The sequence below is a fragment of the Enterobacter cloacae complex sp. 677-3DZ2D5B genome, from assembly GCF_004136695.1.
GTDB classification, from domain to species: Bacteria; Pseudomonadota; Gammaproteobacteria; order Enterobacterales; family Enterobacteriaceae; genus Enterobacter; species Enterobacter hormaechei_C.
Window position 1 is genome coordinate 223,952 of record NZ_QFLS01000007.1, and the last position, 11,461, is coordinate 235,412.

9 protein-coding genes are annotated in these 11,461 nt (G+C 55.9%); 5 read left to right on the forward strand and 4 right to left on the reverse strand.

Annotation, left to right across the window (positions count from 1 at the left end; translation table 11 throughout):
* Window positions 1-70: 70 nt before the first annotated feature.
* Window positions 71-1,408 (reverse strand): TolC family outer membrane protein, encoded by a 1,338-nt coding sequence (locus DD597_RS12285; protein ID WP_129256231.1) that lies wholly within the window; start codon window positions 1,406-1,408, stop codon window positions 71-73.
* Window positions 1,409-2,142: 734 nt separating this feature from the next.
* Here DD597_RS12285 and DD597_RS12290 point away from each other — a divergent pair.
* A complete protein-coding gene (locus DD597_RS12290; protein ID WP_032658360.1) occupies window positions 2,143-2,886 on the forward strand; it encodes a DeoR/GlpR family DNA-binding transcription regulator in 744 nt (247 codons plus the stop codon).
* A gap of 13 nt (window positions 2,887-2,899) precedes the next feature.
* On the forward strand, window positions 2,900-3,967 hold the full coding sequence (locus tag DD597_RS12295) for an oxidoreductase (RefSeq protein ID WP_129256232.1): 1,068 nt from the start codon (window positions 2,900-2,902) through the stop codon (window positions 3,965-3,967).
* Between the two features lie 40 nt (window positions 3,968-4,007).
* Here the strand turns inward: DD597_RS12295 and cybB are convergent, their stop codons facing one another.
* The 3 genes from cybB to DD597_RS12310 all read right to left on the reverse strand — a co-directional run bounded on the left by cybB (window position 4,008) and on the right by DD597_RS12310 (window position 7,059).
* Window positions 4,008-4,538: a cytochrome b561 gene (cybB, locus tag DD597_RS12300; RefSeq protein WP_003857288.1), complete on the reverse strand. Its 531-nt coding sequence runs from the start codon at window positions 4,536-4,538 to the stop codon at window positions 4,008-4,010.
* Window positions 4,539-4,625: 87 nt separating this feature from the next.
* Window positions 4,626-6,065 (reverse strand): aldehyde dehydrogenase, encoded by a 1,440-nt coding sequence (gene aldA, locus DD597_RS12305; protein WP_032658358.1) that lies wholly within the window; start codon window positions 6,063-6,065, stop codon window positions 4,626-4,628.
* A 199-nt stretch (window positions 6,066-6,264) separates the two neighbouring features.
* The gene (locus DD597_RS12310) at window positions 6,265-7,059 is read right to left on the reverse strand and encodes a YdcF family protein (RefSeq protein WP_023314110.1); all 795 of its coding nucleotides are present in this window, start codon (window positions 7,057-7,059) and stop codon (window positions 6,265-6,267) included.
* Window positions 7,060-7,273: 214 nt separating this feature from the next.
* Between DD597_RS12310 and DD597_RS12315 the strand changes: the two genes are divergently transcribed.
* From DD597_RS12315 to DD597_RS12325, 3 genes are read left to right on the forward strand one after another with little or no spacing between them, the layout of a single operon-like run.
* Window positions 7,274-8,926 carry an MFS transporter gene (locus tag DD597_RS12315; RefSeq protein WP_003857293.1) on the forward strand — a complete coding sequence of 551 codons (1,653 nt, stop codon included), beginning with the start codon at window positions 7,274-7,276 and terminating at the stop codon, window positions 8,924-8,926.
* Window positions 8,927-8,948: 22 nt separating this feature from the next.
* A complete protein-coding gene (locus DD597_RS12320) occupies window positions 8,949-10,031 on the forward strand; it encodes an HlyD family secretion protein (RefSeq protein WP_003857294.1) in 1,083 nt (360 codons plus the stop codon).
* A complete protein-coding gene (locus tag DD597_RS12325) occupies window positions 10,028-11,407 on the forward strand; it encodes an efflux transporter outer membrane subunit (RefSeq protein ID WP_023324614.1) in 1,380 nt (459 codons plus the stop codon). Before DD597_RS12320 ends, DD597_RS12325 begins: the two co-directional genes overlap by 4 nt.
* Window positions 11,408-11,461: the final 54 nt, after the last annotated feature.

Sequence of the window (11,461 nt, forward strand, 5' to 3'; positions counted from 1 at the left end):
GATGTAGCTATCCTTGGGAAAAATCACCCATTATTGTCTGACTTATTTCGCGCAGAAAGGCGCGCCTTTTTTAATTTAAATCAGGTAATTTCTCGGCAGCGTTTTTCTCTATTCCGATAAGCGGCATGAGATTATCCACCGCAGAGGCGTAATTAATCGCCGCACTCCAGCCATCGTATTCAGCCATTATTTTCGCGGAGGTGGCAGACCAGACATCCTGCTCCACGCTGAGCAGATCGTTAATGCTGCGCTTGCTCAGGGTATATTCATTTTTGTAGACATCGCGGGCGCGCAACGCATTTTCCAGCTGACGTTTCCCGGCTTCCATTCGTCCACGCGCCCCGGTCCAGTCGGCCTGTGCGACGGAGGCTTTTTGCAGGACATCAAAACGGGCCTGATCGACCTGAGACGATGCCATTGCCCTTGCGCCCTCGGCCTGACGGACGCGCGCCGAGACCGCGCCGCCCTGATAAAGCGGTGCGTCAATATTGAGCTGGATCTGATCATCCCAGTACGCGCGATTATCCGACTCATACCGGGTCCGGCCCCCTTTCAGGCTTAAGGTCGGCCAGTGCTGAGACTTCGCGGTTTCTACGCCGTACCGGGCTGAACGCTCCATGTTCTGCGCGGCCATCACCGTTGGGATCAGTGAATAATCAATCCGATTGAGAGAATCCGGCTCCACGGCCAGACCTCCCGGAACCGGTGAATAGCGTTCAGCCTGTATGCCAGTTAATACCGCCAGCCGCGCGCGGGCGCTGTTCAGGGATGCATTGTACTGCTCTACCGTCGCCTGCATCCCGGCAATACGGGTGCGGGTCTGAAGCTCATCAGAGGTGGAGCTTACGCCAGCGTCGGCGCGGAGTTTTGCCAGCTGCTCAACGTTTTTAAGCGCCTGCACGTTCTCTTTTGCCGCCTGCAACAGATCGCTGTAGCGTTTCACTTCCACATAGCTGAGGGCCGTTTTTTCCGCGACGGCAGACATCGTGCTCATCAGCTGGTAGCGATAGCTGTCACGCTGAGCTGAAGACTGGCTGATGCTGTTGTTGGTCTTGCCAAAATCGTACACCAGCTGCGTCAGACTCAGGCCCCAGGCTGCGGAATTTCGCAACGAGCCGCTTGAATCGGTGGTCTGGCTGTGACCCGTACTCCCGTTCAGGGCTATTTGTGGCATCCAGCCACTGCGCGCTTCGTCTATTTGTGCCTGGCCGATCCCCAGCTGTGCCGCCTGCTGGCTCACCGAGGGGTCGCGATCGAGAGCGAAAAGAATACTTTCTTTCATCGTCATTGCCGCAACGGGAGATATCCCCGCCTGGCCGTTATTTGCATTAGCCGCAGTCACCACCAACGAAATTAAGGTCAGGGAGGCAGATAATCTGAGTAACCTGTTATTGCATTTCATCTTCATAATATCCCCCGACTCCAGGTGATAGCCAAATAAATACCCAGGAAGAGGTACAAATAATTCGCCAGAAATCCATTGCCCCTTCTCCATTAATTCCGGGAAAGAGTTCCCCTAACCCATTTCAATTGAGATGAGAGCCGTTCAATCCCTTTTTTTCTTTTAAGAATTTACTTAAATATTTAGTGATTCGCAGCATAACAAAATGTGATATAAGCAACCACACCCGCAATGTTAATGTGTTGTTACAAATAAGAAAAAAGATGGGGTTTCTGGACAAAACGTTATAAAAGACCTTTCAGATGAAACAAATAAACCCCCTGTAATCTAAAGAAAATTCTAAAATACCCCGGTGTACATTTTTGCGTTAATTTCACCCCGAATCAGACACAAAGATTTTCAAAGAAATGTCAATTTAAGTAATCCACGGAATAAAACTGGATTATTTTACTTTAAAAACAAAAATTATTAGATATATGCACTAATTTATAATTACAAATTAGTTATAAATATCAATTAGGCACTGGAATGTGGCAGCTTAAGCCAAATTTTTAAGTAAAACATAGCGATAACAACATACCTAAAAGATACATACATGCTTTTTATGACTGATTAATGCAATATCAATAATCACAACATTAAACTGTTTTTGGATAACATCCCGCGCCTGTCCCGATTCCCTTTTCTGCAAAATGCTGTAAACTGCGAAGTATTGCGACGTTTTGCAGGATACTGCGCCCATGCATAAAACCGCCAGACAGAAATATGTGCTTGATATCATTACTGAACAAGGCCAGGCCAGCATTACCGAGCTGGCAGATCGATTGCAGGTTTCAGCGGACACCATCCGTCGCGATCTGACCGACCTGGAAAAACAGGGACTGGCACAAAAAAACCATGGTGGCGCCATCGCGCTGAATCTCTCGACGATGAACCGGGTTAGCAGGAATACCTTGCTGCCTGAAATCAAGCAGCGGCTGGGTAAACAGGTTGCGCAATGCGTTCCTGCGGGCTCGACGCTGTTTCTGGATGCCGGAAGCACACTGCTGGCCGTTGCCTCTTTCCTTCAGGGGCCGCTGACCATCATCACCCCTTCTCTTGATATCGCCCAACAGGTGAGCGATCGGGAAGGTATCGACCTGATCCTGCTCGGTGGAAAGTGGGATCAGAAACAGCGCCTGTTTGCCGGAAGCGCCACCCTTTCGCTGCTCTCTCGCTACCGGGCGGATATTGCCATCCTTGGCGCATGCGCCATCCATGCCGAACTCGGATTGAGCGCCAGTCAGGAGGCGGATGCCGAAGTGAAGCGTGCCATGCTGGCCGCAAGCCAGGCGCACTGGGTAGTCGCCGACCATCTAAAACTCAATCAGTGCGAACCGTATCTGGTGTCAGGGTTATCCGAGATTCATCAACTGTTTTTAGATCGTCCCTGGGCAGAGCTCGGGGACCATAGCGCCGTGCAGGTTACCGTTTGCGCACATTAACGTGGAGAAGGTCATGAATAAAGTGAAGACAATGAATATTGCGCTGATCGGGTATGGTTTTGTGGGTAAGACGTTCCATGCCCCGCTGATCCAGTCCGTTGACGGCCTGAAGCTGGCGGTGATCTCATCCCGGGATGAAGAGAAAGTGAAACGCGATCTGCCGGACGTGCTCGTTGTCGCCACGCCGGAAGAGGCCATTCAGCACCCGGATATCGATCTGGTGGTTATCGCCTCCCCTAACGCGACCCATGCGCCGCTGGCCACCCTGGCGCTCAATGCCGGCAAGCATGTGGTAGTGGATAAGCCGTTCACGCTGGATATGCAGGAAGCGCGGGATCTGATTGCGCTGGCTGAAGAAAAACAGCTGCTGCTTTCTGTCTTCCATAACCGCCGCTGGGACAGCGATTTTCTCGGCATTAAGCAGGTGATTGCGCAAGGCAGCATCGGCAAGGTGAAACATTTTGAGTCGCATATCGATCGTTTCCGCCCGGAGGTTCGCGTGCGCTGGAGAGAGCAAAACGTTCCCGGTAGCGGCCTGTGGTTCGATTTAGGCCCGCACATGATTGACCAGACGCTACAGCTTTTTGGTCTGCCGCAGTCGGTACAGGGCAACATCGCCACCCTGCGTGACGGCGCGGAGATTAACGACTGGGCGCACGTGGTGCTGAATTATCCGGAACACAAAGTGGTCCTCCATTGCAGCATGCTGGTGGCGGGCGGCGTATCCCGCTTTACCATTCACGGTAACAAGGCTAGCGTGGTGAAAGCGCGCATCGATCAGCAGGAAGCCCAGCTGCTGGCAGGCGTCATTCCGGGTAGTGAAAGCTGGGGTGAAGACAGCGACGCTATGGTGCTGCTTAATGCCCAGGGTGAAGCCAGCGCTATCCCTGCGCCAAAAGGCGACCAGCGGCAGTACTATATAAACGTGCGCGATGCCCTGAACGGCAAGATTGACAACCCGGTCCCGCCGATGGAAGCCCTGGCGGTGATGGCGGTGCTGGAAGCAGCTGTAAAATCTTCAGAAACGGGTACAACTCAGGAACTGGACTTAACGGCGCAGGAGCGCGCGCAACTGCAATAAGCCGCAAAAAATGCCCTGCGGGTTTGCAGGGCATTATCGGTTACTGACGCTTTTTCGGCATCATGCGCAGCAGCGTGTTGTCTTTCCAGAAATAGTGATGCATCAGCGCGGCAAAGGCGTGCAAACCAATCACGAAATATCCCAGATTGGCCAGCGTCACGTGCCACGCTTTTAGCGTATCCACCAGGTCGAAATTCCCCTCCGCCGCATGCGGCATCGTCAGGCCAAACGCAAACCAGTCATTTCCCCGGTTATACATCATCACCATGCCGATCAGCGGCAGCGCAATGAACAGCAGGTAGATAACCAGATGCCCCAGATGGGACAGCCCGGTAATCATCGCTTTTGGTTTCGGTTGAATAGGCGGAGCCGGGAATTTGAGGCGGATAAGCAGGCGCGCCACCATCAGCACCAGGATGCTGATCCCGCAGGAAACGTGGATCATATTAATGAGCGGACGATCGCTTCGCGGGAACCATCCCCTGAACTCCATGGCGCAATAGGCCATAATAACTAACAGAAAAACCAGCCAGTGAATGCTGATTTGCAGACCCGTATATTTTGTGCGCATGTTGTTTCCCGATAAATAACCATTATCGCGCCAACATAACCACCTTTCCTGAAAATGTGAACCCCCTCGCATGGAGGGGGCTCCTGATTACGACTGTAAATAGACCACCTGCGTCTGCAAATACTCATTCAGACCGTGTTTACCATCTGCCCCGCCGATTCCGGATTTCCGCCAGCCCGCATGGAAGCCCTGCATCGCTTCAAAGTTTTCACGGTTAATGTAGGTCTCGCCGAACTTAAGCCCCTTAATGGCTTTCATGGCGACGTTCAGGTCCTGCGTATAAACAGACGAGGTTAAACCGTAGTCGCTGTCGTTGGCCATGTTCAGGGCCTCTTCCAGGGTGTCGAAAGCCACCACCGGCAGCACCGGGCCAAAGGTCTCTTCGTGCATGATGGCCATATCCTGACGCACGTCCAGCAGCAGCGTTGGGGGATAAAAATACCCTTTACCTTCTGCCGCTTTACCGCCAAGGACCACTTTGGCCCCCTCCTGCACCGCGCGCGCCACCTTCTGCTCCACGCGCTCCAGCGCGGCGGCGTTGATCAGCGGCCCCATGGCAATATCCGTTCGCTCAGCCGGATTGCCAAACTGGACGGCTTTCATTGCCTCGCCCAGACGATTCACAAAGCGGTCGTAGATCCCCTTCTGGACATAGACACGTTCCGCGCAATTACACACCTGCCCGGTATTGATGACGCGTGAATCCACAATGGCCTTCACGGCCAGCTCAAGATCGGCATCGTCCATCACGATGGCCGGGGCTTTACCGCCCAGCTCCAGCCCCACTTTGGTGATGTTTTTCGCAGCCGCAGCCATGATCTTTTCACCTGCCCCGACGCTGCCGGTCATGCTGACCATCGCCACTTTCGGATTCCCGGCCAGCTCCTGTCCGACGGTTTCACCCCGGCCCAGCACCAGGTTAAAGACGCCTTTCGGCAGGCCAATCTCATCGACGATTTTGGCAAACGCAATGGCGTTGTTTGGGGTAAATTCGCTCGGTTTGATAACGATGGTGTTGCCGGTGATCAGCGCGGGAGCAAGCTTACGGGCAATCAGGAAGAATGGAAAGTTCCACGGCAGAATGCCGGTGGTGACGCCAAGGGCACGCTTAAACACCAGAATATTCTCGCCCGGACGGTCGCTCTGAATGATTTCCCCTTCATACCGGCGCGCCCACTCGGCCATATAGTCGATGTAGTCAGCGGTAAAGTTCACTTCCACTTCCGCCAGCTGCTGGATCTTGCCGCCTTCGGCCACAATCAACGCGCTGATTTCACTGACGCGCTCGCGGATCCCGGCGGAAATTTTGCGTAGCCAGCTGGCGCGTTCAATGGCTGGCAGCGCCTCCCAGCCAGCCTGCGCGCGCTCTGCCGCGTCAATGGCTTTGCGGGCGTCCTCGGCGGTGCCGTCGGGAATACGGGAAATGACCTCTTCCGTGGCCGGATTGATCACGTCAATCCATGCATCACCCTGCCAGGCAACAAACTGTCCATCAATATACATAGGATGTTGTACGGGTACTGTCATAACCTGCTCCTGTAATCACACTGTTTTTAACAAGTAAACTTATTGTTAAAAACTATAATTACCGGGGCAATTGCCTACTCTATGAATCTGTTTTTGTGAGATATCTCATAAAAGATACGGGTCAGCCCGTTTCCAAAATCACAAATCGGCAACAAAGGCTGCCCGTTTGCGTAAAAGATGGCGCAAACGGGCAAGAGCATTACAGCAGAGAACGGCTCACCAGCGCGTCGGTGAGAATGACGTCGTTTCGCAGGATCTGCCACGCGGCGTCCACGTCGGCAGGGATATCGACATGGGCAATGAAATCACGTCCCGCCGGACCGTAGCCGTTGATGTCGTCCCTGAGTCGCGGAAATTCACCCAGCACCAGCGACAGGTAACGTTCTACCGGCCATAACCCCTCGGCCGGGCCGCTAAACACCAGACCGTCGTCGCTGTTTTGCAGCACGGGCGTCAGGCCGGGATGACTCACCCATGCGGGCGCTGCGGCCTCGTCGCGGCATACGCGGGCAAACGTAGCCATTGTGCGCCGCTGCATCGTCGGGTCCTGCACCACCAGCACCCGGGCGGCGTTCAGTCCGGATTGTTTCATCAACGCCCGGCTGAAGCGGGCGTTTTCACCACAGTTGGTCGACTGATCCTCAACGTGAAGATGCTCAGCCGGAATGTTCCAGAATTCACGGGCGATGTCGGCCAGAATAGCTGCCTCAGCCCGCCCGGTGGTGGGTATCCTGTTATAGCGGGGGTGTTTCGCAATCGCGGCGTAGAGGAAGGTCGTCGAGTGACCGATCCCGCCGCTGATGATCAGAGGAACACCCTGTTCAGCCGCGTTTTTACAGGCAGCATCAATCGCGGGGACCACCGCATTACCCGCCAGAATCACCAGATCAACGGGCTGATTGTCCTGATAGTCGTCCTGAGCAAGCCACGCCCCAACGGTATTCACGGCGTCGAGGGTTGGGCCAGGCAGACAGGGGAAAAGTGCCATTGTCATCGTTACCTCCTTACAGCATACAGAGCCATCGATTATCCCCCTTTCTGCGCGTCATGCTATGGCATGAATGCTGAAAAAACGGGCTGGAACGTTCTCAAAAAGCACTCACATTTGATTAACTTGAGAAAATCGTATTCACTTGAATTATGATTTGCGTCAGCCTTAGAATCATTAGCCCGCTCACAATTCAACATTTTGAAAGGTAAACCACGTTATGCGCCTGCCCCAACGCGACCCTTATGCTCCTCGCGAGTGGCAGCCACACGAGAAACCCGCCCTGCTGGGTTCCCCTTCCACCCCGGAACATCCAACCCCAAAACGGATCGCCTATGGCGTGGTCGGCCTGCTGGTATGTCTGACCGGGGCGCTGGGTAACGCGGTCGTCACCGCTAATCTGCAAAATCTGCAAGGCACTTTTGGCGCCTGGTCGACTGAAATCGCCTGGTTGCCTGCCGTCTATGTCATGACCAACGTTTCCATCAACCTGCTGCTGGTAAAGTTTCGCCAGCAGTACGGTTTGCGCGCCTTTACGGAAGGCTTCCTGGTGCTGTATGTGCTGGTCACCTTTTTCCACCTGTTTGTGAACGATCTTAGCTCGGCGCTGATGGTAAGGGCGGCACACGGGATGGTCGCCGCCGCGCTCAGCTCGCTCGGCATTTATTACCAGATCCAGGCCTGGCCCGCAAAGCATCGACTGAAGGCGCTGACCATTGGCATTACCGGGTCGTCGCTGGCGATCCCGCTGGCGCGGCTGTTCTCCACCGAGCTGTTACAGCTTGATGAGTGGCGCGGGCTGTACTTCTTCGAGCTGGGTCTGGCCCTGATCTCCCTGGCCTGCGTGATGGTGCTAAAGCTGCCGCCGGGCGATCGGCGCAAAGTCTTCGAGAAGAAAGATTTCATTACCTTTTTTTTGCTTGCGCCCGGCATGGCGCTGCTGTGCGCGGTTCTGTCGTTAGGGCGTCTGGACTGGTGGTTTGAAGCGCCGTGGATCGGCTGGGCGCTGGCCCTCTCGCTGGTGCTGATTGTCTCTGCGATCGTGTTTGAACATAACCGCAGCAACCCGCTGCTTAATACCCGTTGGCTGTCCAGCGGCAGCATCGTACGCCTGGGGCTGATTATGCTGCTGATCCGCATCGTACTGGCGGAGCAGAACACGGGCGTCATCGGCTGGCTGCAATATGTGGGCCTACAGAATGAACAGATGACCCATCTGGCGTGGGCTATTTTCGCCGGGATCGTCTGCGGTATCGTCACCAGCTGTCTGACGATTAAGCCCACTAAACTGGCCTGGCCGATAATCACCTCGCTGGTGCTGATGATCGTCGCCTCGCTGCTGGACAGCCAGTCCAACAACCTGACCCGGCCGGATCAGCTTATTTTCAGCCAGTTCCTGCTGGGCTTCGGCAGCGCTTTCTTCCTCGCGCCTGCGATGCTGGCCGCCATTGGCGGGGTGATCGCCGACCCGCGCAACCTGGTCAGCTTTTCCGTGATGTTTGGCATGAGTCAGAACCTTGGGGGCCTGCTGGGTTCCGCGATCCTCGGCACCTTCCAGACCTGGCGCGAGAAGTACCATTCCAGCCTGCTGGCTGACCAGCTCACCACCCTTAACCCGCTGGTGAACGAACGCATTCAGCTTTACACCCAGATGTACAAAAGCCTGATTGGCGACAGTTCCCTGCTGGGAACCCAGGCCATTACCCAGCTCCAGACGGTGACGGCGCTTGAGGCAAATATTCTGGCTTACAACGATACTTATCTCCTGACGGCGAGCATTGCCACTGCCACGCTGGTCTGGATTTTATGGCGCTTGCTGCGCCTGCGCATCACCGCCCGTATGGCCCTTAAGAACGCCACTGGCAACAAGTAATGACTATTTTTCAGGAGAGGTTATGAGTCAGCAGGATGCCGCCAAAGAGCAGGCCAACACCCGTAAAAACGTGCGCGTCGTGTCCATTTTCACCGCCGCGGCTATCGGCATTGTCGGGGTACTGGTGATCCTTTATGCCTGGCAGCTGCCCCCGTTCACGCGTCATGCCCAGTTTACCGATAACGCCTACGTGCGCGGCCAGACTACGTTCATCAGTCCTCAGGTAAACGGCTACATTACCGAGGTCCATGTTCAGGATTTCGCGCAGGTTAAAAAAGGCGAGCTGCTGTTGCAGATAGATGACCGTATCTATCGCCAGCGCGTCCATCAGGCCGAGGCGCAGCTGGCAATGAAAATTGCAGCTCTTAATAACAACCTGCAACAGCGCAGAAGTGCGGAAGCGGTGATTGCCAAAAACGAGGCGGCGCTGAAAAACGCCCGTGCCCAAAGTCTGAAAACCCAGGCGGATTTGAAACGCGTGAAAGAGCTGACCGCGGACGGCTCCCTTTCCATTCGCGAGCGCGATTCGGCACTGGCCAGTGCCGCCCAGGGGAGCGCCGATATCGACCAGGCGAAAGCAACGCTTGAGATGTCGCGTCAGGATTTACAAACGGTTATCGTCAATCGCGGCTCGCTGGAGGCCGACGTTGAGAATGCAAAAGCCGCGCTGGAGCTGGCGCAGATCGATCTGCAAAACACCCGGATTGTCGCGCCGCGTGATGGTCAGCTCGGGCAGATTGCAGTGCGTCTGGGGGCGTACGTCGCCGCCGGGACGCACCTTACCACGCTGGTCCCGCCGCAGCACTGGGTGATCGCCAATATCAAAGAGACGCAGCTGGCGAATTTACGCGTCGGACAGCCGGTGAAATTCACCGTCGATGCCTTAAACGATAAAGCCTATCAGGGACGCGTGGAGAGCATATCCCCGGCCACAGGCGTCGAGTTCAGCGCTATCACCCCGGATAACGCCACGGGCAACTTTGTTAAAATCGCCCAGCGCATCCCGGTACGCATTGAAGTACTCGGTGAGCCGGAGGCGTACCGGCTGCTGCGCCCTGGCATGTCGGTGCAGGTGACCATCGACACGCGGGAGGCGAAACAATGACGCTTCGCCCGATAGCCGGCCTGCTGATGATGGCTATCCTGGCGGGATGCCAGTCGGTTGACGTTGAGCCCGCCAAATCGTCCCTGCACATACCGGCCCAGTGGCGCGCGACGTCGGGGCCAGCCAGCCCGACAGAGCAGCTCTGGTGGCGAAATTTTCACGACAGCAATCTGAACCGCTATGTGGATCAGGCGCTGAAGAACAACAGCGACGTGCTGATTGCACGCGAGCGGATTAACGAGTACCAGGCCCGGGTGTTCGCCGCCGACGGCAGTCTGTTCCCGTCGCTTGACGCGGGCGTGACCGGGACGCGCGCACGCTCGCAGTCCGCCGCCACGGGGCTTCCGGTATACGGTACGTTGTACAAAGGCAGCCTGACCGCCAGCTACGACGTGGATATCTGGGGCGTAAACCGTAGCACCTCCCGTGCCGCTGAAGCATCGCTGGAGGCACAAAAGGCGGCGGCAGCGGCGGCTGATCTTACCGTCGCATCATCGGTGGCCTCCGGGTATGTCACCCTGCTGTCGCTGGATGAACAGCTTCGCGTTACCCAATCCACGCTGAAGTCGCGTGAAGAGGCGTTCAATCTCGCCAAACGACAATTTGAGACGGGATACAGCTCTCGCCTTGAGCTGATGCAATCGGATTCTGAGCTGCGCGCCACCCGCGCCCAGGTTCCACTGCTTCAGCACCAGATTGCACAGCAGGAAAATGCGCTTAGCCTGCTGCTGGGCAGCAACCCGGGTGACGTTGCGCGCGGTGAAAGCTTTGATGCCCTGACGCCGCTGAAACTGCCCTCCCAGCTGCCGTCGACACTACTCAACCGGCGCCCGGATATCGTTCAGGCGGAACGTCAGCTGATTGCGGCAGACGCGACGCTGGCGGCATCGCGCGCCAGCCTGCTGCCGTCGATCAACCTCACGGCCACGGGATCGGTGCAGGATCGCACGCTGTCGGGATTGCTGGATAACCCCCTACAGCTCTGGAGCGTGGGCGGCAGTATTCTTGCGCCGCTGCTGAACCGTCAGGCGCTGAATGCGCAGGTGGATATCTCCCAGTCCCAGCGGAATCAGGCTCTGTATAGCTACGAAAAAACCGTGCGTAACGCGTTTGCTGAGGTGAATGACAGCCTTGATGCCATCACCCGCTATCAGGAACAGCTTACCGAGCTGCTGGCACAGCAGGCGGTCGCGCAGGAAACGCTGCGGATTGCGCAAAACCGCTACCGCAACGGGTACTCTTCTTATCTGGATGTGCTCGATGCGCAGCGCACGCTGTTCTCGGTGCAGACCAGCGTGGTACAGGTGAAAAACAACCTGTTGCTGGCGCAAATTGATTTGTATAAAGCGCTGGGCGGCGGTTGGAGCAGTGCGTGAAAACATGCCGGGTGGCGCTGCGCCTTACCCGGCCCACATGCTCTCCCGTAGGCC

Coding starts and splice junctions, on each gene's coding strand:
- DD597_RS12285 (WP_129256231.1), bottom strand. CDS start 1,408: ATGAAGATGAAATGCAATAACAGGTTACTCAGATTATCTGCCTCCCTG.
- DD597_RS12290 (WP_032658360.1), top strand. CDS start 2,143: ATGCATAAAACCGCCAGACAGAAATATGTGCTTGATATCATTACTGAA.
- DD597_RS12295 (WP_129256232.1), top strand. CDS start 2,900: ATGAATAAAGTGAAGACAATGAATATTGCGCTGATCGGGTATGGTTTT.
- cybB (WP_003857288.1), bottom strand. CDS start 4,538: ATGCGCACAAAATATACGGGTCTGCAAATCAGCATTCACTGGCTGGTT.
- aldA (WP_032658358.1), bottom strand. CDS start 6,065: ATGACAGTACCCGTACAACATCCTATGTATATTGATGGACAGTTTGTT.
- DD597_RS12310 (WP_023314110.1), bottom strand. CDS start 7,059: ATGACAATGGCACTTTTCCCCTGTCTGCCTGGCCCAACCCTCGACGCC.
- DD597_RS12315 (WP_003857293.1), top strand. CDS start 7,274: ATGCGCCTGCCCCAACGCGACCCTTATGCTCCTCGCGAGTGGCAGCCA.
- DD597_RS12320 (WP_003857294.1), top strand. CDS start 8,949: ATGAGTCAGCAGGATGCCGCCAAAGAGCAGGCCAACACCCGTAAAAAC.
- DD597_RS12325 (WP_023324614.1), top strand. CDS start 10,028: ATGACGCTTCGCCCGATAGCCGGCCTGCTGATGATGGCTATCCTGGCG.